Origin of the sequence: Cryobacterium psychrophilum (genome assembly GCF_004365915.1) — a bacterium.
GTDB classification, from domain to species: Bacteria; Actinomycetota; Actinomycetes; order Actinomycetales; family Microbacteriaceae; genus Cryobacterium; species Cryobacterium psychrophilum.
This window is the reverse complement of the sequence record NZ_SODI01000001.1, coordinates 2,034,026-2,058,062: the sequence shown is the minus strand read 5'-3', so window position 1 is coordinate 2,058,062 and position 24,037 is coordinate 2,034,026. Positions and strand designations below refer to the sequence as shown.

Here is a 24,037-nt window from a genome sequence, read left to right as displayed (position 1 = left end):
ACCCTTCCAGAACACCCTGACAAAGGAGTCTCTCGTGATTGACCCCCAGCTCGGCTCGCCCAACGATTCGCCGCTCACCCCGATGCGCTTCCTGCAGCGCTCAGCAGAAGTATTCCCAAACAAGAATGCCATCATCTATGGCAACCGCACGTACACCTACGCGGAGTATTCCGCCGTCGCCCAGCGTCTGGCCCGCGCCATTCGCGCTCGGATCAGCCCCGGTGATCGAGTCATATTCCTTGCACCGAATATTCCGGAAATGCTCATCGCCCACTTCGCGGTTCCCCTGGCGGGCGGCGTTCTCGTGGCCCTCAACTCGCGCCTGGCCAAGCCGGAAATCGATTACGTCATCGCGCACTCCGAGGCGACCATGTTGTTCCTGGACGCCGAGCTCGTCGGAACTGTGGGGTCCGCCTACGACGCGAGCCCCGCCTTGAAGCACGTCATCGAAATCGCCGACCCGGAGTTCGGGCTCGTCGAAAGCGGGCTCGCCTTCGGCCAGCAGAGCTTCGAATCCTTCCTGGCCGAGGCCGACCGCATAGTGCCGGGGAGTGCCGACGACCGGCCGCTGCGCTGGGAAGTGGAAGACGAGCGCGAGGTAATCGCCATCAACTACACGTCCGGCACGACGGGCAAGCCCAAAGGCGTCATGTACACCCACCGCGGCGCCTACCTGAACTCCTTCGGCGAGATCTTTCACAACCAGTTCACCACCGAGTCCGTCTACCTGTGGACGCTGCCCATGTTCCACTGCAACGGCTGGTGCACGCCATGGGCCGTCACGGGCGCGGGCGCTACTCACGTGTGCCTCCGGGCTGTTCGGGCCGAGGCTGTCTGGTCGGCAATTGACTCCCTCGGCGTCACCAACCTGTGCGGTGCTCCGACGGTGTGCGGAATCATTGCCAACGCCCCGCAGGCCCACGAGGTGCAACGCCCCCTGAGCATCACAACGGCGGGCGCACCACCGTCGCCAACGGTCATCGAGCAGCTCGACACGCTGGGCGTCAACGTCGTGCACGTCTACGGCCTCACCGAGGTCTACGGGCCGTACACGATTTGCGAGTACCAGAACGAGTGGGACGACCTGCCCAAGCATGAGCGAGCCATGAAGATCTCCCGCCAGGGAGTTGGCATGCTGCAGGCCGAATCCGCGCGGATCGTGGACTCCGCCATGCAGGATGTTCCCGCCGACGCACAAACGATGGGTGAAATCGTGCTGCGGGGAAACAACGTCATGGCCGGGTACTACAAGGACGCCGCTGCCACGGCCGAGGCGTTCCGCGGCGGCTGGTTCCACACGGGTGACCTCGGCGTGATGCACCCCGACGGCTACATCGAGCTGCGGGACCGTGCAAAGGACATCATCATCTCCGGCGGAGAGAACATCTCCACCATCGAGGTCGAGAACGCCCTCCTCGCCCACCCCACCGTGCTCGACGTCGCCGTCGTCGGTGTCCCGCATGCCAAGTGGGGCGAACGTCCGAAGGCCTATGTGGTGCTCCGTCCCGACCAGACCATCACCGAGGTGGACCTGCTCACCCACACGCGCTACCTGATCGCGAGCTTCAAGGTTCCGGACTACATCGACTTCGTTGAGGCCCTCCCGCGCACAGCCACCGGCAAGATCTTGAAGGTCGCCCTGCGAGCATTGCAGGAGCAGGACGCCGCCGCCGAACTGGCCGCTAAGCCCTGAACCCACTCCCGGCGAGGCCCGCGAGCAATCGCGGGCCTCACACCGGGTCTACGGGAGCTGGTGCGTCAGAAGGGCACTGCTGGGTGCCAGGTCGAGCAAGCGAGTCGTGATCTCATGCGTGTCCAGGTCCACCCGCGTGACGCTCTCGGCCGGCAGCGACTCCCACCCCACAATATCCAGTCCGCTCGACGCGAACACGACCGTGCCATCGTCGTACCGACGCTGACGCATCAGGTAATAGGCGGTGCGATGGTCCTGGGGGAGGCTCAGCTCGGTGAGGCCACTCGCATCGAACATATCGTGCGGAGTGTTGGCGTTCGCACTCGCGTGCACGGCAATGAGCTCGGTGGTCGTGAGAATTATCGCGTTCATGCTCAGGTCGGGAAAAATCGGTCGCAGCTCGAGCACGGACTGGCACACGGCGTCGAACGGAGCATGCCCCTCGGCAATCTTCGTGCGGATCACGGCGAGATACCGCTCACTGTCGGTGTCCCCCTCCAGGGAAGCAAGCAGGTCGGAAGCGATATGCCCGTCCATCGCCGACGCCGGAGAGAGCGAACCGTTGTGGGCGAAAGCGAAACCGTCACGAACGAACGGATGCGTGTTCGCGGGTTGGCAGGTCATGCCATCCGTGGCCATGCGCAGGTGAACGAGCTGGGCCCGCGACAGGCGGTCTGACAGGGCTTGCGTCAAACGGTGGTCGCCCTCGCCGGTCAGCGCGGAGCGTTCCTTCTTCACCACACGGTCAGCGGCGGAGTCACTGACAATCCAGGCACTGCCCCAGCCGTCTTTGTGTAACTCGGTCATATCCTGGAAGACGGCACTCTGGTTTCCCCCCAGCACGTCTCGAGTGGTTCGTGGAGCGGGCGATGCATAGGCGAGCAGCCGGCACATAACTGCCTTTCGTGATGGATCCATCCGAATGGGCGGGACCCATGGGGTAACCCCCTTCCAGATTACGTCACGTTCCGGTCGGCATCGAGAAGGCGTGCAAAGAAACGGAAGATGATCAGCGATCCCGGCCGATCCCGCTCCCGTAACATTGATCGGATGCAGCTCGATTCAACGTCCGCGTCCGCTCCCACCACCGACCCCCAGCGCACACCCGGCTTCGTTCGCGTACGCGGGGCGCGCGAGAACAACCTGCGGGGCGTCGATGTTGACGTGCCGCGCGACGCCATCGTCGCCTTCACCGGGGTCTCCGGCTCCGGCAAGTCGTCTCTCGCCTTCGGTACGATCTTCGCGGAGGCGCAGCGACGGTTCTTCGAATCGGTGGCGCCGTACGCCCGTCGCCTGATTCAGCAGGGTCACACTCCCCACGTCGACGAGATCACTGGCCTGCCGCCCGCGGTAGCCCTGCAGCAGCGACGGGGAACGCCGAGCTCCCGCTCAAGCGTGGGTACCGTGACCACGCTCTCCAATTCCCTGCGCATGTTGTATTCCCGAGCAGGCATGTATCCGGCGGGGGCCACCCGGCTCGAGTCGGATTCCTTCTCGCCGAACACCGCGATGGGCGCATGTCCCGCCTGCCAGGGGCTCGGAACCGCCCACACGGCCACCGAAAACTCGCTCGTTCTCGATCCCACCCTCACCATTCGTGAGGGCGCCGTCACCGCGTGGCCGGGAGCCTGGCAGGGCAAGAACCTGCGCGACATCCTCAGCGCTCTCGACTACAGCGTGGACACGAGGTGGAGCGAAATGTCCCGGTCGGACCGGGACTGGATCCTCTTCACCGAGGAGCAACCGGTCGTCGACATCATGCCGGAGCGGGAACGCCCGCGGCCGTACAAGGGCAAGTTCTGGAGCGCCAAGAGCTACGTCATGCACACGCTCGCCGACTCCAAAAGCGCATCGGTGCGCAATCGGGTGCTGCAGTACGTGGAGTCCGGGCCGTGCGCACTGTGCGGCGGCAGCGGACTCACGACCGCCGCACTCGCTGTCACGTTCGACTCCCGCACCATCGCCGAGCTCAACGCGCTTCCACTGACCGACCTCGCCGTGGTTCTCCGCGCACACCCGGACGGGGCGGCCGATGCCCGCGCCGAGGTGGCCGCGACGATCACCGCTGACCTGGGACGACGACTCGACGTGCTGCTCGAACTGGGCCTCGGCTATCTGAGCCTCGGGCGCGCCACCCCGACCCTCTCTCCCGGTGAGATGCAGCGCCTGCGCATCGCCACCCAGCTGCGCGCCGGCCTCTTCGGCGTGATCTACGTACTCGACGAGCCCTCCGCCGGGCTGCACCCGGCCGACGCGGAACCGCTGCTGGCGGTCCTGGAGGAACTCAAGTCCACCGGCAACTCGGTGTTCGTCGTGGAGCACAACATGGACGTCGTGCGGCGCGCGGACTGGGTTGTGGACGTGGGTCCGCACGCCGGCGACAACGGTGGACGTGTGCTCTACAGCGGGCCGACGGATGGCCTCGCGGCCGTCACCGACTCCGTCACCCGGGAGTTTCTCTTTGCGCAGCAGCGCACCCCGGTGACAGGGCGCGCGCCGCGGCATCCCCTCGACTGGCTCATGCTTGAGGGCATCACCCGCCACAACCTGCAGGACCTCGATGCCCGGTTCCCGCTGGGCGTACTCACGGTCGTCACCGGCGTCTCGGGGTCCGGCAAATCAACGCTTGTGAGCCAGGTGCTCGCCGAGGCCGTTGCCCTGCATCTGCACCCCAACCAGGACGTGCACACGTCAACGGCATCGACGGGAGCCACCGAAGAGGACGAGGCGCCCGACGACGACACCGAGTCGGCGACAACGGTGCAGGCATTGACCGGCGCCGACATGATCGGTCGAATCGTGCGCGTCGACCAGAAGGCCATCGGCCGTACGCCGCGGTCTAACCTCGCCACCTACACCGGACTCTTCGATGCGGTCCGATCCACCTTTGCGGCAACCCCGGAGGCGCGAGCACGCAAGTACGGCGCCGGACGCTTCTCGTTCAACGTGACCGGCGGGCGCTGCGCCACCTGCCTCGGTGAGGGCTTCGTGGCCGTCGGCCTGCTGTTTCTCCCCGGCAGCTACGCACCCTGCCCCGATTGCGGCGGGTCGCGGTACAACCCCGAGACCCTCGAGGTGACCTACCGCGGCAAGAACGTGGCCGAGGTGCTCGGGCTCACCGTCGACGCGGCAGTCGATTTTCTTGCCGACGTGCCCGTCGCCCTGCGTAGCCTGGAGACCCTGCGCGAGGTGGGACTCGGCTACCTGCGCCTCGGGCAGCCGGCCACCGAGCTGTCCGGCGGAGAGGCGCAGCGCATCAAGCTCGCGACCGAGCTGCAGCGCGCTCGGCGCGGGCACACACTGTACGTTCTCGACGAGCCCACGACCGGGCTGCATCCGGCCGATGTCGTGCTGCTGCTCAAGCAACTGAACCGCCTGGTCGATACCGGTAACACCGTGATCGTGGTGGAACACGATATGGACGTGGTGGCCTCCGCGGACTGGGTGATCGATATGGGACCCGAAGGTGGCGACAAGGGCGGGACCATTGTGGCCCAAGGCACCCCGCAAACCGTGGCCGACCACCCCACGAGTCGCACCGCCCCGTATCTGGCGCTCAGCCTCGCCTGAGGCGCGGTGCCAACTCGGGGACTCGACGGGCAGGCGGTCGGGGAGTAGATTCTGGCTGGGTGCCCCGACGGCGCCAGGGAGTCTGAGGTACCGCCGTGCCCCTGAATCGGCGGCAGTTTCTGTGGCTCGGGGCGACGACGTTCGCGCTCACGGCGTGCCAGTCCGCGGCCCCGCCGCCGATCGCGTCGCCAACACCCACGGCATCCGTTGGCCCCAACCCCCTCGACGTGTTGTTCGCAACCGCCCCGGTTTTCATCGCGCACCGGGGCTCCGGGGACAACTGGGTGGAGCACACGTTCGACGCCTATACCCGCTCGATTGCCTTCGGGGCGCCAGCCGTGGAGGTGTCGGTCGGCGCGAGTTCCGACGGCGTGCTGCTGTGTCATCACGACGCCACGACGACACGCATGACGGGAGAGCAACTGGTGATCGCCGAGACCTCCTGGGACACGCTGTCAGGTCTGCACAACGACGCCAGGGAATGGCTCGGGCCGTCCGCCGCCCTGCAACCCATCCCCCGACTCGACGATGTTCTCACCGCCGTCGCCCACCAGAACGTCGTCTTTATCGAAGACAAACAGGGCACCCACCAGCCGCAGCTGGTCAGCCTCATGAAGAGTTTTCCGGAGGCGACCTCGCATTTCGTGTGGAAGCAATCGGTGGAATACGAGCCTCCAGCGGCCATCCTGGCGGCCGGATACAAAACCTGGGGGTACTTCACCAAGGACCTCTATGCCAGGGCGGAAGAACTCGGCGCAGCGCATGACTACCTCGGCGTCGAGCATTCGGCCACCGATGCCGAGATCGCGCAGGTGGTGGCGCTCGGCAAACCGGTCGTCGCCTGGCCCATTCACTACCGATCCATGCGCGACCGCATGCTGAGCCTGGGCGTGACCGGCATGATGTGCTCCAACGTGCCGTACGCCTCCACGGCGGTGCCGTCGGCCACCACGGATGCCTTTGCGTCGGGCCTGCGTGCCCCCGGCGACCTCCCATGGACCATGGACAAGGGCACAGAGCTGCAGCCGGTGATCACGGCGGAGACGGCGTCCATCGCGATCTCGGCCAAGGGAACACAGAGCTACCTGATGGGCTCGCTGTGCCCAGTCCCGGCCGACGCGTACACGTTGACATTCGAGATGCGCTGGCCGAGCGAGCTTCCTCCGGATTCCTCCGACCACGCCGGGATTGCCTTCGGGACGCCCGACGACCGTCCCTATCGTGTGCGCATCGTCGGGGACACGCCCGGGTACCACGTGACGGTGCGCGCGAGCGGCCGCGTCGAACTGTTCAGCCGGGCGGCCCAGACCAAGCGAGGGGCCTCTCTGGGCGCTATCCGCACCGCTGCCACCCGGCCCGGGCAGTGGATTCGCCTGCAGATCACCGTGACACCCGGCGGCATCCGCGTTTCCCGAGTGGATGGCGTCGGCTGGTCGCTCGACAGCTCCGACACGTCGTACCGGGGACAATACTTCTGGCTCTGCAAGAACTACTACGCCGGCCCCCCGGTGGAGTTCCGCTCCATTTCGGTGACCCCGGTCTCGGATCAGGAATAAAGCACACCCCGCTCAACGCTGGCTTAGGAGTGCGTGGGCGATGGCGCTGCGCACCGTCTCCACCGCAGTCGCGGCCGCGGCCGCACCATTGACAGGACCCTGAATGACCGAACGAACCCTTTCGCAGCCGCCCGCGACAGCCGACGCGGCTCCGATCGCCGATGACTCAAAGCGCAATCGCCTCGTCATCGGAATCCTGCTGACCTCGGCCTTCATCGTCATCCTGAATGAAACGATCATGGGTGTGGCCCTCCCGCACCTGATGACGGATCTCAGCATCACGGCATCCACGGCCCAATGGTTGACGACCGCCTTCATGCTCACCATGGCCGTGGTCATCCCCATCACCGGGTTCCTGCTGCAGCGCTTCCACACCAGGCCGGTCTTCATCGCTGCCATGTCCCTGTTCAGCCTCGGAACCCTCATCGCAGCCATCGCGCCCGGATTTGAGGTTCTCCTCGTGGGCCGCGTGGTGCAGGCCAGCGGAACGGCCATCATGCTGCCGTTGCTCATGACCACGGTCATGATGCTCGTTGAACCCGCCTCTCGCGGTAAGACGATGGGAAACATCTCCATCGTCATCTCGGTTGCCCCGGCCATCGGGCCCACCATCTCGGGCGTCATCCTGAGCGTGCTCGACTGGCGTTGGATGTTCATTTTGGTTCTGCCGATTGCCGTCGGTGCGCTGCTGTTCGGCGCCGGGAGGATCCAGAACGTGACAACCCCGCGCACGGTGCCGATCGACACCCTCTCCATCATTCTTTCGGCCTTCGGCTTCGGTGGCCTGATCTACGGACTCAGCAACCTGGGTTCCACGGGCGAATCGGGTGCCTATGTGGGGGTCATTTCCCTGGTCATCGGTGCGCTGGCCCTCGTGGCCTTCGTGCTTCGTCAGGTCAGCCTGCAGCGTTCGGATCGTGCGCTGCTCGACCTGCGCACCTTCCGGTCGAGTACGTTCACGATCGCCATTGTCATGCTCGGCCTGAGCATGATCGCCCTGTTCGGGACCCTGATCCTGCTGCCGATCTACATGCAGACCGTGCTGGGCCTCGATGCCTTGTCCACCGGCCTGCTTCTGCTTCCCGGCGGAATCACCATGGGCGTTCTCGCACCGTTCGTCGGTCGCGTCTACGACCGATTCGGTCCGACGGTCCTGTTGGTTCCCGGATCCATTTTTGTCAGCGCGGCCCTCTGGTCCATGACGCTCATGGGAGCATCAACCGCTCCCTCACTGCTCATGGCCGCCCATATCGCACTCAGCGCCGGCCTGGCGCTCATCTTCACGCCGCTGTTCACCTCGAGCCTCGCGTCCCTCACGCCCGAACTGTACTCGCACGGCAGCGCCGTGGTCGGAACCGTTCAGCAGCTCGCGGCCGCGATCGGAACCGCGCTGTTCATCGCCGTCTTGTCGGCGCAATCGGCCGGCCTGATCGCCGACGGTGCGTCAGAGGCCACCGCCACCGCGGCGGGCGTTCACGCGGCGTTCGTCTACGGCGCGGTCATCTCCGTGTTCGCGATTCCCCTCGCGTTCCTCGTGGGTCGCGCTCGGCTCAGCACGCAGCCTCTCGGCTAAGCGAGTCGTCCGGTGGTCACCGCGGGGTGGTCATCGGGCAGGCCGTGTCGTTTGCCGCCCAGCAGCAAACGCTCGTTCTTCTTCTCCCAGTCGGTGACCGCCGTGCGCACGGGGTCGATGGCCTTCGCCTCCGCGCAACTCGGGGCACGGCGCCCGCACACGCAATACAGCGGCTTGTCCGCGTCGTCGTGATGCAACACGCTCAGGCGCCAGATCACGGCCATGGCCCAGTCGATCTGACGGGAGGCCAGCTCGGTCTTACGCTCCGCACGCTTGACCAGGTCGTTCTGCAGCAGGCCGCGCACGCCGTCGCTGGGGGTTTCGTCGAACTGCCCTGCCACGAGGTCGGCGAGTTCCGTGACCCGCGAGGACAGGTCCTCGATCGTCGCGTCCCGCTCGGCGATGCCCTGCTGCGTGGCCGCCACATAGGCCCGGTGCATCGCCTGCTCGTCGCTGAAAATTTCGACCCAGAGACGCAGATGGTCCTGGTCCCGACGCTCCGACTTATCGGAGCCGACGTGACGGGTGCAGAACGAGCACACAACCTGGTCGGTCGCTGACGTGAAGTTGAACGGCTGCCGCGACCGGCAGCAGAAGCATTGCGCCAGGAGGTCGACGTGCAGTTCATACGCGTGGGTCAATTCGGCTCCAGAATCTGTGCTTCGACGGGGTGCATCCCTCTAGATTATGTTCTGCTTGTCAATCCCTTGAGCGGATTCGACGACGACATTACGGTTGCAGGATCAGAATCAGCGTGACTCGGAGGTTCAGGAATGAAAAACGGAATGATCTTCTTCGTTGGCGTCGCCACCGGCCTGTTGCTCGCGTCCAGGGCCGGCAGGCGCGCCGCCGCGGCGCTGTCAGCGAAGGCCCAACATGCCTGGAGCGACCCCAATCTGCAGAAGGTGATCTCGCAGACGGAGCAGGCGGCGAAGGATGCAGCGGCAGTGGCGCAGAGCAAGGTCGAGGCCCTCGTGGATCAGGCGTCGGCGGCCGTCGACACCGCGCGCGAGTCGGACGCCGACTAGGCCCGAGTTCTGGGCGCACGACCAGCCGTTAGCCTGTGGAACATGCGCACACACTTTGATCCGGCCCAGCTGCCCTCGCGGGATTTCTATCGCCTGTTGACGTCTGTGGTTGTTCCTCGCCCGATCGCGTGGGTCTCGAGTACCTCGGCCACCGGGGTGCACAACCTTGCACCGCATTCGTTCTTCACGGTGGCCTCGGTGACTCCGCCCATCATCCAGTTCACGTCGGTGGGCGAGAAGGACACCCTGCGCAACATCGAGGCCACCGGGGACTTCGTGGTCAATTTCAGCCCGGCCTCCCTCTTCGAGGAGATCAACGCCACCGCAACAGCGTTCGAACCCGACGTGAGCGAGTTCGACCGGGCCGGTCTCACCCGTGAGCCGAGCCGCACCGTATCGAGCCCGAGGGTGAAGGAGTCCCCCACCGCCCTGGAGTGCCGCCTGCACGAAACCATCCGCATGGGCGACTGCACCCTCGTCTTCGGGCTGGTGACCCACGCGGCCATCAGTACGGACGTACTTGACGGAGACCACCCGCGCATTGATCTGCTGGATCCGCTCTCCCGACTGGGCCTCGACGAGTGGGGCACCATGGGCCAGATCAAGCAGATCCGCCGCATCCGCACGGCCGACTGGCCGCGCGACTTCCGCCCTCGCGCGTAAAGGAATCCCGGGGTTCCTGGTCAGATCTTGATCGGGAACGTGAGCATGAGGACCACTCCCCTGATACTGACGGCGGCGCCGAGACCGAGGAGGGCCCGGGCGCCCACTCGCTGTTGTTCCTTTGCGACATCGCGGTCAGGAACAGCACGAGCGCGAACAGGACCGTGAGCAGGGAATAGTTGTCGCCGCGCTGGTTACTCTTGAGCGCGTCCGCGAAACGGGCATCCGGGGTCGCATTCATCTCCGCCGCTTCCGCGGTTCCTTCTGGCACGTATTCGTCGAGGACGAATGGGAAGGCTTCCTCCCTATCGCCGGCTTCCCACGCGTCGAAGGCAACGGCGAATGTCGGAGTGAACCGGTCCTCGTAATATTGGGCGCGCTGGGGGAGCTCGTCAGCGGTCGCTTCGATCCATTGGAGGTAGCTGGCGACGTCGATTTGCCGGGCATCACGGGCTTGCCCGTCGTAGTCGGTGGCCTGGATACGGGCGGAGGATGCCTGACTGAAATCGATCGACATCTCGCCGCCCCATTTGGAGGATTCACACCCGCACCACGCCGTCAGCACCGCCGTCACCGACAGCACGAACACCGTGATAATCTCGCGCACCCGGTACTCGTGAGGGCCCGCCGCATCGCTCGCCTCACTCCTACGCCACTCCCCTTTTCTGCCGGCCCGGTTGTGCGGCCAAGCCCCTTGCCTTGCTGAGCCGCACGGCGCCGAGGATCATGTTGTTGTGCGTTTCCCGGAACGTGCTCGCATGGTAGCGCGACTCACGAAAATGGAGATCGAAAGTTTCACTACCGAGACCCGCGGCCGCGGGTGCAGCCTATGCGTCTGCTGCTATCCGGACGAAGCGGGAGTGCCCCAATGCGCGCAGGGCGGGAATGCCGACGGGTTCGACGGGAAGCAAGGGAACAAGTGCCAGCCGGTCCGCGTAGTTCTCCGTGACCTGCGTGATTTCGGCCACCTCATTGGCTGACCGTGCCCGGAGGAAGGCGGACGTGGGCGCCGCGGCCGCGATCGAGTTGTTGACGATCCAGGCCCACGGCTTGATGCCGGCACGGCGGAGGTCCTCCTGCAGCTCGGCGGCCTCGAGCACCGGTGTGGTTTCGGCCAGGGTCACGAGCAGCACCTTCGTTTGCTCAGGGTCCTGCAGCTTCATCATCGGCGTGGTGACATGCATCGTGCTCCCGACCTGACGCTTGACTTCACGGTCGTATGAGCCGGTCGCGTCCAGGAGGAGCAGGGTATGGCCGGTTGGGGCCGTGTCCATCACCACGAACTTGGTCTTCGCTTCCCGGATGACGCGTGAGAACGCCTGGAAGACTGCGATTTCCTCGGTACAGGGTGAACGGAGGTCCTCCTTCAGCATCGCCCGCCCCTGTTCGTCGAGGTGGGCGCCTTTGCTGCGCATGACGTCGGCGGCATACCGCTGGATTTCAACAGCGGGATCGATGCGGGAGACCGCAAGGTTCTCCACGGCGCCGCGCAGGGTGTCCGCCAGGTGTGCGGCGGGATCCGTCGTCGTCAGGTGCACAGGCAGTCCGCGTTCGGCCAAGGCCACGGCGATGGCCGCCGCCATGGTGGTCTTGCCGACGCCGCCCTTTCCCATGAGCATGATGAGTCCGTGGCCTCCGGCCGCGATCTCGTCCACCAGCGCCGATAGCGGCGCGATTGTCGTGCCCAGTGAGGAATGCACTGCCTCAGTCGGAGAGTTTCCGGCCTGAAGCAGGCTTCTCAGCGCGGGCAGGCCCACCATGTTGTCGTTCTTGAGTTCGATGTAGTCCGTCGGCAGCGCCTTCAACGCCTCGGATCGCTCCGCCACGGCACGGCTTTCACTGTCGTGGATGGACACGGTCAGGGGGTCGGCACCCACGACGTCATCGGGGAGGATTCCATTCACCACCAGGTACTGGCGTTCCATGCCGATTGCGGCCAGTTCGGTGTGGGTGCGCTCGGCTTCCTGCAGTGTGGACTGCTGCGCTCGGGCGACCAGGACCAGCCGGGTGCGGGCGGGATCGGCCAGGGTGCCGACAGCTTCCGTGTAGATCGCCCGCTGCTTTTCGAGTCCGGACAGCGGACCGAGGCAGGAGGGATCGCCCTTGCCTTCGGTGAGGAAGTCGGTCCAGGAACCGGGCAGTTGGAGCAACCGGATGGTGTGGCCGGTGGGCGCGGTGTCGAAGATGATGTGGTCGTAGGCTGCCGTCCACGCGGCATCGGTGAGGAGATCGGTGAACTCGTTGAACGAGGCGATCTCGGTCGTGCAGGCACCAGAGAGCTGTTCCTCGATCGAGGCGACCGCTGCAGCCGGGAGCACGGCGCGTACCGGCCCGACGATACGTTCCCGGTACTGTTCGGCGGCCTGCTCCGGATCGATTTCCAGGGCAGACAGGCCCGGCACCGAGTCGATGGGAGTGAGAGTGTTGCCGATGGTCACGCCGAAGACCTGGCCCACGTTGGAGGCAGGGTCGGTACTGACGAGTAGAACGGATGCCCCAGCATCGGCCAGCCGTACGGCCGCCGCGCACGCGATGGAAGTCTTGCCGACCCCGCCCTTGCCGGTGAAGAAGACAAAGCGCGGAGCCGCGTCGAGGAATCTCAGAGCCGTCATCCTCATGCTAGCCGCAGCAGGTTCCGCCGCAGCAGGACGAGTCGCCCTGCTGCGTCGCCGCGGCCATCGGCAGCAGCTGGCGGGATCCCTCGGGCTGGACCGCGGCCGGGGTGGGCGGCATTACCTCCGCGAGAGGAGCCGAGTCAAGTGCGGCCCACCGGCCCAGTTCGGCGCGCGTCGGATAGCGGCCGGTCAGGACGGTAGCGCCGTCGACGAGCACGACGGGCAGGCTCTCCTCGCCGGCCGTCTTCAGGAAGGTGCGGGCGGTATCGTTTTCGGCGAATGCGAGCGGCTCCTGGGCGAGGTTGAAACGCGTGACGTCGCCGCCCTCGGTGCGCACCCAGTCCATGTCGGCCGAGAACGTGATGAGTTGCTGGTCGACGTCCACACCGCAAATGCCCGTGCCGCAGCAGAGACCGGGTTCGAAGATCTGGATGTTGGTCATGAGCGAACCGTTCCTTAGTCGTCGTTGTCCGAGACAGAATGTTGTGCTGGCGGTTCTCCCACTATATCGACGGTTGTCGATGGGGCTCGGTGTGTACCTGGCGCCGGCGGATGCCCGAACCGCTCGTTCGTTGACCATGGGAAAGTCGATTCCATCGTCCATCTCGCCGATCACCGGCGGTTCCGGGGCCGTCATGGGACCGCTCTGTGCGTAACGGCGATCTCCGTCATGGCCTGGATTCCTCCAGCGCGGTAGGCCTCCCAGTCACGGTCCTGACGGGCGCCGGGCATCACCTGGTCAGCCCAGCGCATCTTCACGGCGGTTGCCGCCGCAGCACTGGACCCGTCATCGGTGTCGTCGGTAATTCTTCGCGCCAACTCACCGAGGGCCGCCACTTTTCCCTCGTGAAACTTGGCCGACGGGTGCGAGTGTCCGTCTTTCGCCAAGGCACAGGAGGTCGTGTCGCCCAGCGACATCGACCATTCCTGCGCAGCGTGGGCTCGGGCCTGCAGAACGCCGGTCCTGGTGAGACGTGAATCACCCACGAGGCTCACACCCTTAAATCCTGCTCACGCTACGGCCAGAAGATCAGGTCCGTCAGGCGCCGGCATTGCAGGTACAGCGATCGGCTTCCGCGACTCCGTAGAGCGCGTCTTCGATGTGCTGGCCGCAACCGTCCCACGTCGCTTTTTTACAGGTTGAACATGTGATCTGGTAGCACACGGTGGTCCTCCTTCTTTCTGGTAAAACTGACAGTAGCATACCCCCCGGGGTATTATCCATTGCAAGACATATTGCTCGCCCCTGAGGCCTCACCGACCGGGGCGTCAGGGATGAGATCAAGAAGAGCCGCCGCATCCGCACGGCCGACCGGAGCGGGCATTTCGCCCTGCCAGAATCATGAACGACAAAAGGCCCCCGATTTCTCGGGGGCCTTTCTGTTCGCATTGTGCGCGAGGGGGGACTTGAACCCCCACACCCTTACGGGCACTGGCACCTGAAGCCAGCGCGTCTACCAATTCCGCCACTCGCGCGAACTTACAGATGCTAACACTGAAATGGGGTCCGACGCCATTCGACGCGCTCGACCCGGCGCGCCCCCTCGAAAGTCCCCCGAATTAACCGCCCTGCAAGTCGCGCGGGTAGACTCATCCTTCGTGCCCCCTGCGCCCTTCAGGCGGGTTACGCCCGAGACAAGTAACATGCTCATAGCCAATCGGACCGGATCGGGAGACCTGTGGGCATTCTGGATAACTTTGAGAAAGGTCTTGAGCGCGCCGTAAACGGCGCCTTCGCCAAGACCTTTCGGTCGGGACTGCAGCCCGTCGAGATCACCTCGGCACTGCGTCGCGAACTGGACACGAAAGCGGCAGTCGTCGCCCGTGATCGCATCCTCGCGCCCAATCGCTTCACCGTGCGTATGTCCCGCGCAGACCATGCCCGCATGACCGCCCTCGGCGATACCCTGATTGACGAGCTCACGAAGCTCGTCAAGAAGCATGCCGCCGAGCAGCGTTACCAGTTCACCGGAGGGGTGTCGATCACCCTTTCCGACGACCGCAGCCTCAGCGAAGGCATGGTTCAGATCGATTCGAGCACGTTCAAGGGCGACGTCGCCTGGACCCCGGTTCTCGACATCGCCGGCAAACGCTACCCGCTGATCAAATCACGCACCGTCATCGGCCGTGGCAGCGATGCCGATATCACCGTGGACGATTCCGGCACCTCACGGCGCCACGTTGAGATCACCTGGGACGGCGCTCGGGCCCAGGTGACTGACCTCGGCTCCACCAATGGTTCACAGCTCGACGGCTCCCCCGTCACGCAGTCGATCCTTGAGCCGGACTCGGTGGTCACCATCGGCCGCACTCGTATCGTCTTCCGCGTGCTCGCACAGGGCAAATCCGCCGGAGACTCAAACGAACGCCACGACATGGGCGGATTCTGGGGGCCCTCAAAATGAGCGTCAGTGAACTAACGCTGTTCGTGCTGCGCATCGGCTTCCTGCTGGTGCTCTGGCTGTTCATCTTCGGCATCGTCTACGCGCTGCGTAGCGACCTCTTCGGCCAGCGGGTCCGCAAGCTGAGCACGGATGCCACGGCCGCGCCCACCACGCCGCCCGCGTTCCAGACGCCGGTCGCCGCCACGTCGGTTCCCGCGGCTGCCGCGCCGACCGAGCAACTCTCGCGGCCGGCTGCTCCCGCCAGGCCCGCCGCCACGGGGAAGGCCACTGCACTCAACACCGGACGCCTGGTGATCACCTCCGGCCCGAAGTCGGGCACCGAATTTCCCCTCGGCACCGACCCGATCACCATCGGCCGGTCGAACGACTCGAGCCTCGTCATCCGGGACGACTACACCTCCACCCACCACGCCCGTCTGATGCTCTGGAACGACGAGTGGATGATCCAGGACCTCGACTCGACCAACGGCACATTCCTGGCCGGCACTCGCGTTGTGGTGCCCACCCCCGTGCCGCTGGGCGCCACCGTGAAAATTGGCGCGACCAGCTTCGAGCTTCGGCGGTAGGTTCCATGGCAACAGTGATTCACAGCGCAGCCGCGTCCGACGTTGGCCGGGTACGCTCCAACAATCAGGATTCGGGTTACGCCGGGCACAACCTGTTTGTGGTCGCCGACGGTATGGGCGGCCATGCCGGTGGAGACGTCGCGTCCGCCATTGCCGTGAAACGCATCATCGAGGCCGACACGGACTACGCCTCGGCCGCCGACGCCGAATTCGCCCTGCAGGCTGCCCTCATCGGAGCCAACGCACAGCTCGCTGAGACCGTCTTCGAGCACGCCGAACTCACGGGCATGGGCACCACCGTGAGCGCCCTGGTCGTGCTCAACGATGAGGTCGCCATCGCCCACATCGGCGACTCGCGCATCTACCTGCTGCGTGACAATGAGCTCTCGCAGATCACCATTGACCACACGTTCGTGCAGCGCCTCGTGGACAGCGGCCGCATCACCGAACAGGAAGCCATGGTGCATCCGCGCCGCTCCGTGCTCATGCGCGTGCTCGGGGACGTCGATTCCTCCCCCGAAATTGACACGTCCATCCTCGCAACCCTTCCGGGCGACCGCTGGCTGCTCTGCTCCGACGGCCTCACCGGCGTCGTGTCGCATGCCGCCATGACAGCCGCCCTCTCAAGCGGGCTGAGCGCCGAGGATGTCGCCGACCGGCTCGTGAAAGAAAGTCTCGACGGCGGGGCGCCCGATAACGTGACCGTCGTCATTGTCGATGTGGGCGATGCCGCCGAGCGCGACGATTCACCCACCGTCGTGGGTTCGGCCGCCGCGCGCCTCGCCGTCGGCGAAGAGCCGGTGCGCCAGCGTCCGCTCCGCATTCCACCCCTGCGCCTGCACCCCGTGCGCGAGACGCACTTCGAACCGGACTCGCAGGACTACCTGTCCGAGCTCATCGAAGAAGACGCCCGCCGTGCCCGGCGCCGCAAGGTCAGCTGGCTGGTCGCCGTGATCCTGCTCGTGCTCGCCATTGCCAGCGCCGCCGTGCTCGGCTACCAATGGACCCAGACCCGCTATTTCGTCGGCGTCGAGGGCACCACCGTCGCCATCTACCAGGGTATCCAGCAGGACCTCGGACCAATCAAGCTGTCCAGCGTCTACGAAGACACGGATCTTGAGCTCTCCAACCTGCGCGTCTACGACCGCCAGCAGGTCGAGAAAACCATCAGTGCGGCATCCGTCGCCGAAGCAGAACTCATAGTCGAACGGTTACACGATGGTAGCGAGTAACAGCGTAGGAGCCCCGGCGCGCACAACGCCGAAGGCCGACAAGGTGCGACGCCTTCACCTGCCGCAGAAGTTGCGTAATCTCGAGCTCTTCCTCGTTGTCATCGCGTGCGCCATCAACGCCGGTGCCGTCGTGCTCGTGCAGCTCGGCGCTCTCGGTCACATTGACACGACGCTCGTGCTGCTTGGCGCGAGCCTGAGCGTTCTTGTTCTCGCCCTGCACGTTGTCATGCGCTTCGTGGCCCGCGACGCCGACCCATTCATCCTGCCGATCGCCACGCTGCTCAACGGCATCGGTATTGCGATGATCTACCGCATCGACATCGCCGACGGCGTCGAGGGCTGGAGCAGCGCTGCCGTGCGACAGACCGCGTGGAGCGGGCTCGCCATCGCCTGCGCGATCACCGTCATCCTGGTTATTCGCAATCACCGGATCCTATTCCGTTACACGTATATAGCCGGTTTTGTCGCCGTGATACTGCTGCTCCTGCCCCTCGTACCCGGCCTCGGCCGCGAAGTGAGCGGTGCTCGGGTCTGGATCGGCATTGGTCAATTCGCCACATTCCAGCCCGGTGAAATCGCCAAGATCGCCCTCGCGGTCTTCTTCGCCGGCTATCTCGTGCGCAACCGCGACAGCCTTTCCATGGTCGGCAAGCGCTTCATGGGCATGCATTTCCCCCGCCTGCGCGATCTCGGTCCCATCCTCGTGGTGTGGGCGCTGTCCATGTCGGTCATCATCTTCCAGCGTGACCTCGGAACCGCACTGCTCTATTTCGGCCTGTTCCTTGTGATGCTCTACCTGGCCACCGGCCGTCTCAGCTGGGTTCTGCTCGGAATGGCCCTCTTCCTCGGCGGGGCCATTCTGGCCAGCCAGACCCTCACCTACGTCAACGGCCGGTTCACCAACTGGCTCGACGCCATGAACCCGGATGTGTACAGCGCGCCGGGCGGCAGCTTCCAGCTGGTACAGGGCCTGTTCGGCCTCGCCAAAGGTGGCCTGCTTGGTACCGGCCTCGGTCAGGGCCGCCCGGACATCACCCCAGTTCCGCAGAGTGACTACATCATCGCCAGTCTCGGCGAAGAGCTCGGCCTGGCCGGAATCTTCGCCATCCTCGCCCTTTACCTGCTCTTTGTGGCCCGCGGGTTCCGCATCGGCTTCGCCGGTCAGGACGACTTCGGCAAGCTCCTCGCCGTCGGCCTGTCCTTCGTTGTGGCCCTGCAATGCTTCATCGTGATCGGTGGCGTCACGCGCGTCATTCCGCTCACCGGTCTCACCACGCCGTTCCTGGCGGCTGGTGGTTCGTCACTCGTTGCCAACTGGATCATCGCAGCGCTCCTGCTGCGTCTCTCTGACACGGTGCGCAACCAACCCAGGCTGGTGGTCTAATGAATCGTGAACTCAAGCGAGTGAGCGTCGTCGTGCTGCTCATGTTCGTCGCCCTGCTCTCCTCGACGTCGATTGTGCAGGCCTTTCAAGCCGACAATCTGTCAGCGGATGCCCGCAACACGCGAACGCTGCTCGACAGCTACTCCGTGGAGCGCGGCGCCATTCTGGTGAATGGCGAACCCGTCGCCCAGTCGATCCCGGTCGACGACGCCTTCAAATTCCTGCGCACGTACAGCAACGGACCGCTCTACGCGCCGCTTACGGGGTTCATCCCCATCAATGGCGCCCCGACCGGCCTCGAGCACGCCCTCAACGGTGAACTCACCGGAACCTCAAACGCCCAGTTCTTCGATAAGGTCAGCGCCCTCGTCACCGGAGTAGACCCGAAGGGTGCGGCCGTGGAGACAACGATCGACCCCATTGCCCAGCAGGCGGCTTGGGATGCCCTGGGCGACAAAACTGGTTCGGTCGTCATGCTTGAGCCGAAGACCGGCCGAATCCTCGCGATGGTATCCAAGCCGAGTTTCGACCCCAACCTGCTCAGTGTGCACAACAACGCGGACGTCACCAACAGCTATCAGGAACTGCTCAACGACGCCGGCAACCCGCTCATCAACCGGGCCATCAACAGCCTGAACCCTCCCGGATCCGTCTTCAAGCTCGTCGTGGTGACCGCCGCTTTGGAGTCGGGCAAGTTCACCGCGGAGAGCACGTTCCCCAACCCCGGGACGTTCCAGCTGCCCGGGTCGAGTTCCATCGTGACCAACTCCGGTGGTGGCACATGCGGAGAGGGCGACACCGTCACCATCGCCAACGCCCTGCGTCTTTCCTGCAACATCCCGATGGCCGAGCTTGGCTTGCAGCTCGGAGATGAGGCAATTCGCGAGACCGCAGAGAAGTTCGGCTTCAACGACACGTTCAGCACGCCGCTCCGGGCCACGAAGAGCAACTACCCGCAAACTCTTGACAAGGCGCAGACCGCGCTCTCCTCCTTCGGACAGACCAACGTGCGCGCAACGCCGCTGCAAATGGCCGTGGTATCGGCCGCCATCGCCAATGGGGGCGTCGCCATGAAACCAAACATGGTGGAAGAAATCCTGGCTCCTGACCTCAGCCCCTTGCAGAGCTTCGAACCCGAGGTGCTCAGACGCGTGATGAGCACCGAAACGGCGGCAAGTCTCACCGCGATGATGGTCAACAACGTCCAGGATGGCGCCGCGAGCAATGCAAGAATAGACGGGGTCAAAGTGGCGGGAAAAACGGGCACTGCGGAGAACGGTTCGACAGAGCCGTACACACTGTGGTTTACCGGGTTTGCCCCCGCGAACGACGCGAAGCATGCCATCACCGTTCTGATTGAGGATGGTGGCGGTATGGGTCAAACAGGATTCGGCAACCTTCTTGCCGCACCGATCGCACAAAAGGTTCTAGGGGCGGTGCTTAACAAATGAGACCCACAGCAGGGCTCACCTTCGGTGGTCGGTACGAGCTGCAGTCCCGCATCGCCATCGGCGGTATGGGCGAGGTTTGGAAGTCGACCGACCTGGTCATCGGCCGGACGGTTGCCATCAAGATTTTGAAGGACGAGTACCTTGGCGACCCCGGGTTCCTGGAGCGCTTCCGCGCCGAAGCCCGGCACGCCGCTCTCGTCAATCACGAAGGAATCGCCAACGTCTTCGACTATGGCGAAGAAGACGGCAGCGCCTTCCTCGTTATGGAGCTCGTGCCCGGTGAGGCCCTGTCCACCATCCTCGAGCGCGAGCACGTGCTGCCCGCCGACAAGGTGCTCGACTTTGTGGCGCAAACCTCCCTCGCTCTGCACGCCGCACATGCAGCCGGTCTCGTTCACCGTGACATCAAGCCGGGAAACCTGCTCATCACGCCTGAGGGCCGCGTCAAGATCACCGACTTCGGCATTGCCCGCATCGCCGACCAGGTACCGCTCACAGCGACCGGCCAGGTCATGGGAACGGTGCAGTATCTCTCGCCCGAACAGGCCAGTGGTCATCCCGCCTCCCCCACGACCGACATCTATTCCATTGGCATTGTCGCCTACGAGTCACTTGCCGGCCGACGCCCGTTCACGGGTGAGTCGCAGGTGGCCATCGCGATGGCGCAGATCAATGAGACCGCGCCCGACCTGCCGGCCACCGTTTCTGAGCCGATCCGTAACCTTGTCTTCGCCTGCCTGTCCAAGAATCCGGCCGAGCGTCCGGCCTCTGCCGCTCACCTCGCCCGCGCCGCTTCCGCCCTGCGTCGCGGGGACGTCGCTGCCGCAGCCGTCGCGGTTCCCGGTGTACTCGGCGGTGCCACCGTCACCGCCGCCACGATGCTGATTCCCGGCGGCAACGACCAGGCCACGGCGATGCTTCCCGCTTCACTGCCCGGCACCCGCGCCGACGCAGTGGCGGCAGATTCCCCGACGAAGAAGAAGAGTCCGTGGTCCTGGTCACTCATCGCACTGATCGTGGTTCTCGCTCTCGTCTTGGCCGGAGCGGTCTATGCGCTGGTGACCCAGAACGACGCCGCCCCGGCACCAGCACCAACGTCTGAGACACCCACGCCAACCAGCACGCCAACACCCACGCCAACCAGCACGCCAACACCCAGCGCCACACCCACGAGCACCAGGGTCAACGTGAATCTTGCCGACTTCGAGGGGCTCACGAGTGAAGAGGCCCGCCAGAAGCTCGATGGCATGGAGCTTGTCGCGAACGTGCAGGACGGCAATGCGTCCACGTCACCCGAGCAGGCCGTGGGAACCGTGTACTCGGTCAACCCCACCGGTTCCGTGCTGCCGGGCACCGAGATCCTCGTGAAGGTCTATGCGGCGCCCGCAGCCCCAACGACGCCCTCAAGCGCACCAACAGCCGCGCCCAACCCTGTGGCGCCGGCCACCGAGGTGACCGTCTCCTGGGCCGCGCAGAGCTGCCCTACCGGGCAGACCCTGGGCGGTTACCGGGTGATCGTTGACGGCGGTGCAACGGTAACCGGAGCGAATCCCACAGCGGCCGACGCCACGAGCGCCAAGGTCATGTCCGGTCCGGCCACCGGTGCGGCACAGTTCAACGTCTCGTACACGTATTTCTGCGGCCAGGTTGAGTCCGATGCCTCACCGGCAACGACCGTCGTTGTGACTGGCGCAACCGGCGGATAGCCGCGAGGCAACTTCATACCCGGTAAAATAATGATCGTTGTGTCCATATAGCTCGGGAGTTTACGCATTGAGTGATGACGGTCGTTTACTAGCTGGTCGCTATCGCGTGGGTGCCCTCCTTGGTCGCGGTGGCATGTCCGACGTGCACATTGGCACGGATTCCCGCCTGGGTCGCACGGTCGCCATCAAGCTACTCAAGTCGTCACTGGCGGCCGATCCGGCCTTTCGTACCCGCTTCCGTCAGGAGGCGCAGGCCGCCGCTCGCATGGCCCACCCCACGATTGTGCGCGTCTTCGACGCCGGTGAGGAAACGGTCACCGACGAGCGGGGTTCGGTTTCGCAGATTCCATTCATCGTGATGGAGCACGTCGACGGCCGCCTCCTCAAGGACATCATCAGCGAGGGACCGGTTGATTCCGTGGAGGCCGTGCGCATCATCGACGGTGTTCTCACGGCACTCGAGTACTCGCACCGAGCGGGTGTCGTACACCGCGACATCAAGCCGGGCAACATCATGATCACCAAGTCCGGCCAGGTCAAGGTCATGGACTTCGGAATCGCCAGGGCCATCTCAGATTCCTCGACGACGGTGGCGCAGACCACCGCGATCCTCGGCACCGCGTCCTATTTCTCTCCCGAGCAGGCCAAGGGTGAGTCGGTGGACGCCCGCACCGACCTCTATTCCGCTGGCGTTGTGCTGTTTGAGATGCTCACCGGCCGCACGCCGTTCCGCGGGGACACCCCGGTTGCGGTGGCGTACCAGCACGTCAGCGAAGAGCCGGTCAAGCCGTCGTCCCTCAACCCGAAGGTCTCTCCCGCCCTCGACTACGTCGTGGCGCACGCTCTCGCCAAGGACCGCTTCGCCCGTTATCAGAGCGCGGTCGAGTTCCGGGCAGACGTGTCGACCGCCGGCCAGGGGCACATTCCCACCGGTCGTTCCTTCGAGGAGGCCGGTGGCGGTCTGTTCGGCGCCGCGCCCAATCCTGAGTCGGGTTCCGTGCTCGCCATCAAGCAGCTCACCGAAGATCAGACGATGGTGCGTACCCAGAGGCGTCCCCCGGTCATCTGGGTCTGGGCCGGCATCGTGGCCGTGGTTGTCATAGTTGTGTCCGTCATGTTCTGGGTCTACACCCTCACGCCCTCCACAGACATCCCCGACAATTCGCGCCGAATTCCGGCTCTGACCAGTCAGACCTACGACCAGGCACAGAACACCCTGTTGGATCTCGATCTCGCAGCGACCAGGGCCGAGGAGAGCAGCGCCACCGTGCCCGTCGGCGAGGTTATTCGCACCGTTCCCCCCGCGGGAACGGTGGTTCAGCCCACCGAGGTCATCAAGGTGTTCGTTTCAACGGGCGCTGTTCCGGTGACCGTACCCAATGTGCTCAACCAGTCGATAGCGGATGCTCAGGCCGCGATTGAGGCCGCAGGTCTCGTTTCCGGTTCGGTCACCAGGGAGAACTCCCCCACGGTGGCCGCGAACGTCGTGATGAGCACTGACCCAGCGCCAGAGAGCGCCGAAACAGCCGGGGTGACGGTGAACTACGTGGTGTCGAGCGGCCTCGTCACCCTCAACGACATGACGGGCCAGTCCCTCAGCGCGGCATCGGACCTGCTGGCCGGCGAAAGCCTGCGATTGGTCGCGAAGCCGAACCCCGATTACGACTGCAAACAAGAGCGCGGCTCCCCCGTGACGAATCAGTCACTCGCCCCGGGTGACGTTTCGCAGAACTCAGAGATCACGCTCACGTACTGCGCCGGCTAGCGGCCGACAGCGCGGCGCCAGTCGCGTGGGGTCAGCCGAGGCGCAGCAGCGGGTGGAGGTCCTTGGCGGTCTCCCTCGCTTCCGGCAGGCCGGCGAGGGCCAGCCAGTTGCCGACCATACGGTAGCCACCCTCCGTCAACACCGATTCGGGGTGGAACTGCACACCCAGGATGGGCGCGGACTCGTGCCGCAGGCCCATAATCACGCCGCCCTGGGTTCGTGACGACACGATGAGCTCACGCGGGACCGTTGAATCCACGACCGCCAGGGAGTGATACCGCGTGGCCGTGAACGGCTGGGGCACGCCGTCGTAGAAGTCGCTACCGTCGTGGGTGATGAGGCTCGTCTTGCCGTGCATGAGTTCCTCGGCGTTCGTAACCGTGGCCCCGAAGGCCTCGGCGATCGCCTGGTGGCCCAGGCAAACACCGAAGAGCGGTATGCCGGACTCGAGCGCCGCGCCCACCATGGCAACTGACACGCCGGCATCCGCTGGCTTGCCCGGCCCGGGGGACAGCAGTACGCCGTCATACCCAGCCAGCTGCTCCGCCGCCTCACTCGCGGCAAAGGCGTCATTACGCATGACCACCGTCTCGGCCCCGAGCTCCATCAGGTAACCGTTGAGCGTGTATACAAAGCTGTCGTAGTTGTCGATTACAAGGATGCGGGTCATGGACCGCCCACCGTCGCTTCCTGATTGGTGACGAATTGGTCGATGTAGGGAAAAACCCACGTTGAGAGTGCGAAGAGCACCGCCGCGAGAAGAAGCAGAACCAGGAGCAGGCGAGCCCACACCGGTCCGGGAAGAATGCGCCAGAGTGCTGCGTACATGA

Annotated in this window: 21 protein-coding genes and 1 tRNA gene; 13 read left to right on the top strand and 9 right to left on the bottom strand. The window is 64.9% G+C overall.

The genetic code is table 11. From position 1 onward, the window contains the following. Positions 1-34 precede the first annotated feature (34 nt). Positions 35-1,693, top strand: coding sequence for an AMP-binding protein (locus EDD25_RS09645; protein ID WP_338419627.1), 1,659 nt, complete (start codon positions 35-37; stop codon positions 1,691-1,693). Between the two features lie 48 nt (positions 1,694-1,741). Here the strand turns inward: EDD25_RS09645 and EDD25_RS09640 are convergent, their stop codons facing one another. Beyond that, positions 1,742-2,587 carry a class II glutamine amidotransferase gene (locus EDD25_RS09640; RefSeq protein WP_166671256.1) on the bottom strand — a complete coding sequence of 282 codons (846 nt, stop codon included), beginning with the start codon at positions 2,585-2,587 and terminating at the stop codon, positions 1,742-1,744. A 156-nt stretch (positions 2,588-2,743) separates the two neighbouring features. On the opposite strand from EDD25_RS09640, the gene EDD25_RS09635 reads away from it, so the two are divergent. From EDD25_RS09635 to EDD25_RS09625, 3 genes are all read left to right on the top strand, one after another. Next, the gene (locus EDD25_RS09635) at positions 2,744-5,263 is read left to right on the top strand and encodes an excinuclease ABC subunit UvrA (RefSeq protein WP_134175328.1); all 2,520 of its coding nucleotides are present in this window, start codon (positions 2,744-2,746) and stop codon (positions 5,261-5,263) included. Between the two features lie 95 nt (positions 5,264-5,358). Then, on the top strand, positions 5,359-6,819 hold the full coding sequence (locus tag EDD25_RS09630) for a glycerophosphodiester phosphodiesterase (RefSeq protein ID WP_134173080.1): 1,461 nt from the start codon (positions 5,359-5,361) through the stop codon (positions 6,817-6,819). Between the two features lie 103 nt (positions 6,820-6,922). Continuing rightward, positions 6,923-8,392 (top strand): MDR family MFS transporter, encoded by a 1,470-nt coding sequence (locus tag EDD25_RS09625; RefSeq protein ID WP_134173079.1) that lies wholly within the window; start codon positions 6,923-6,925, stop codon positions 8,390-8,392. Here EDD25_RS09625 and EDD25_RS09620 read toward each other — a convergent pair. Continuing rightward, on the bottom strand, positions 8,389-9,033 hold the full coding sequence (locus EDD25_RS09620; protein ID WP_134173078.1) for a hypothetical protein: 645 nt from the start codon (positions 9,031-9,033) through the stop codon (positions 8,389-8,391). The two genes, EDD25_RS09625 and EDD25_RS09620, sit on opposite strands and share 4 nt — an antisense overlap. 132 nt (positions 9,034-9,165) lie before the next feature. Here EDD25_RS09620 and EDD25_RS09615 point away from each other — a divergent pair, with 132 nt between their 5' ends. After that, complete coding sequence (locus EDD25_RS09615) at positions 9,166-9,420, top strand: hypothetical protein (RefSeq protein ID WP_134173077.1); 255 nt, start codon at positions 9,166-9,168, stop codon at positions 9,418-9,420. Between the two features lie 42 nt (positions 9,421-9,462). Further along, on the top strand, positions 9,463-10,083 hold the full coding sequence (locus EDD25_RS09610) for a flavin reductase family protein (protein ID WP_134173076.1): 621 nt from the start codon (positions 9,463-9,465) through the stop codon (positions 10,081-10,083). On the opposite strand, the gene EDD25_RS09605 is transcribed toward EDD25_RS09610, so the two are convergent. The 5 genes from EDD25_RS09605 to EDD25_RS09580 all read right to left on the bottom strand — a co-directional run bounded on the left by EDD25_RS09605 (position 10,022) and on the right by EDD25_RS09580 (position 14,174). Then, a complete protein-coding gene (locus tag EDD25_RS09605; RefSeq protein ID WP_243834555.1) occupies positions 10,022-10,672 on the bottom strand; it encodes a hypothetical protein in 651 nt (216 codons plus the stop codon). The genes EDD25_RS09610 and EDD25_RS09605 overlap by 62 nt on opposite strands. A 238-nt stretch (positions 10,673-10,910) precedes the next feature. Next, positions 10,911-12,695: an arsenical pump-driving ATPase gene (gene arsA, locus EDD25_RS09600; RefSeq protein ID WP_134173075.1), complete on the bottom strand. Its 1,785-nt coding sequence runs from the start codon at positions 12,693-12,695 to the stop codon at positions 10,911-10,913. A 7-nt stretch (positions 12,696-12,702) separates the two neighbouring features. After that, positions 12,703-13,335 (bottom strand): arsenite efflux transporter metallochaperone ArsD, encoded by a 633-nt coding sequence (gene arsD / locus EDD25_RS09595; protein ID WP_241986443.1) that lies wholly within the window; start codon positions 13,333-13,335, stop codon positions 12,703-12,705. Next, complete coding sequence (locus tag EDD25_RS09590) at positions 13,332-13,685, bottom strand: hypothetical protein (RefSeq protein WP_134173074.1); 354 nt, start codon at positions 13,683-13,685, stop codon at positions 13,332-13,334. The genes arsD and EDD25_RS09590 overlap by 4 nt, the downstream gene beginning before the upstream one ends. 405 nt (positions 13,686-14,090) lie before the next feature. Then, a tRNA-Leu gene (locus EDD25_RS09580) sits at positions 14,091-14,174 on the bottom strand. Positions 14,175-14,377: 203 nt separating this feature from the next. On the opposite strand from EDD25_RS09580, the gene EDD25_RS09575 reads away from it, so the two are divergent. The 7 genes from EDD25_RS09575 (at position 14,378) to pknB (ending at position 23,207) form a co-directional block, all read left to right on the top strand. Then, positions 14,378-15,103 carry an FhaA domain-containing protein gene (locus EDD25_RS09575; RefSeq protein ID WP_134173072.1) on the top strand — a complete coding sequence of 242 codons (726 nt, stop codon included), beginning with the start codon at positions 14,378-14,380 and terminating at the stop codon, positions 15,101-15,103. Next, positions 15,100-15,669, top strand: coding sequence for an FHA domain-containing protein FhaB/FipA (locus EDD25_RS09570; RefSeq protein ID WP_134173071.1), 570 nt, complete (start codon positions 15,100-15,102; stop codon positions 15,667-15,669). The genes EDD25_RS09575 and EDD25_RS09570 overlap by 4 nt, the downstream gene beginning before the upstream one ends. A gap of 5 nt (positions 15,670-15,674) precedes the next feature. Then, positions 15,675-16,901, top strand: coding sequence for a PP2C family protein-serine/threonine phosphatase (locus EDD25_RS09565; protein ID WP_134173070.1), 1,227 nt, complete (start codon positions 15,675-15,677; stop codon positions 16,899-16,901). Further along, positions 16,888-18,285 (top strand): FtsW/RodA/SpoVE family cell cycle protein, encoded by a 1,398-nt coding sequence (locus tag EDD25_RS09560; RefSeq protein WP_134173069.1) that lies wholly within the window; start codon positions 16,888-16,890, stop codon positions 18,283-18,285. Before EDD25_RS09565 ends, EDD25_RS09560 begins: the two co-directional genes overlap by 14 nt. Then, on the top strand, positions 18,285-19,736 hold the full coding sequence (locus tag EDD25_RS09555) for a peptidoglycan D,D-transpeptidase FtsI family protein (protein ID WP_134173068.1): 1,452 nt from the start codon (positions 18,285-18,287) through the stop codon (positions 19,734-19,736). Before EDD25_RS09560 ends, EDD25_RS09555 begins: the two co-directional genes overlap by 1 nt. Continuing rightward, positions 19,733-21,442: a protein kinase domain-containing protein gene (locus EDD25_RS09550; protein ID WP_134173067.1), complete on the top strand. Its 1,710-nt coding sequence runs from the start codon at positions 19,733-19,735 to the stop codon at positions 21,440-21,442. Before EDD25_RS09555 ends, EDD25_RS09550 begins: the two co-directional genes overlap by 4 nt. A 67-nt stretch (positions 21,443-21,509) precedes the next feature. Then, complete coding sequence (gene pknB, locus EDD25_RS09545) at positions 21,510-23,207, top strand: Stk1 family PASTA domain-containing Ser/Thr kinase (RefSeq protein WP_134173066.1); 1,698 nt, start codon at positions 21,510-21,512, stop codon at positions 23,205-23,207. Between the two features lie 31 nt (positions 23,208-23,238). Here the strand turns inward: pknB and EDD25_RS09540 are convergent, their stop codons facing one another. Further along, a complete protein-coding gene (locus EDD25_RS09540; RefSeq protein ID WP_134173065.1) occupies positions 23,239-23,877 on the bottom strand; it encodes an anthranilate synthase component II in 639 nt (212 codons plus the stop codon). Further along, positions 23,874-24,035, bottom strand: coding sequence for a hypothetical protein (locus tag EDD25_RS17520; RefSeq protein WP_166671254.1), 162 nt, complete (start codon positions 24,033-24,035; stop codon positions 23,874-23,876). Before EDD25_RS17520 ends, EDD25_RS09540 begins: the two co-directional genes overlap by 4 nt. Positions 24,036-24,037 lie beyond the last annotated feature (2 nt).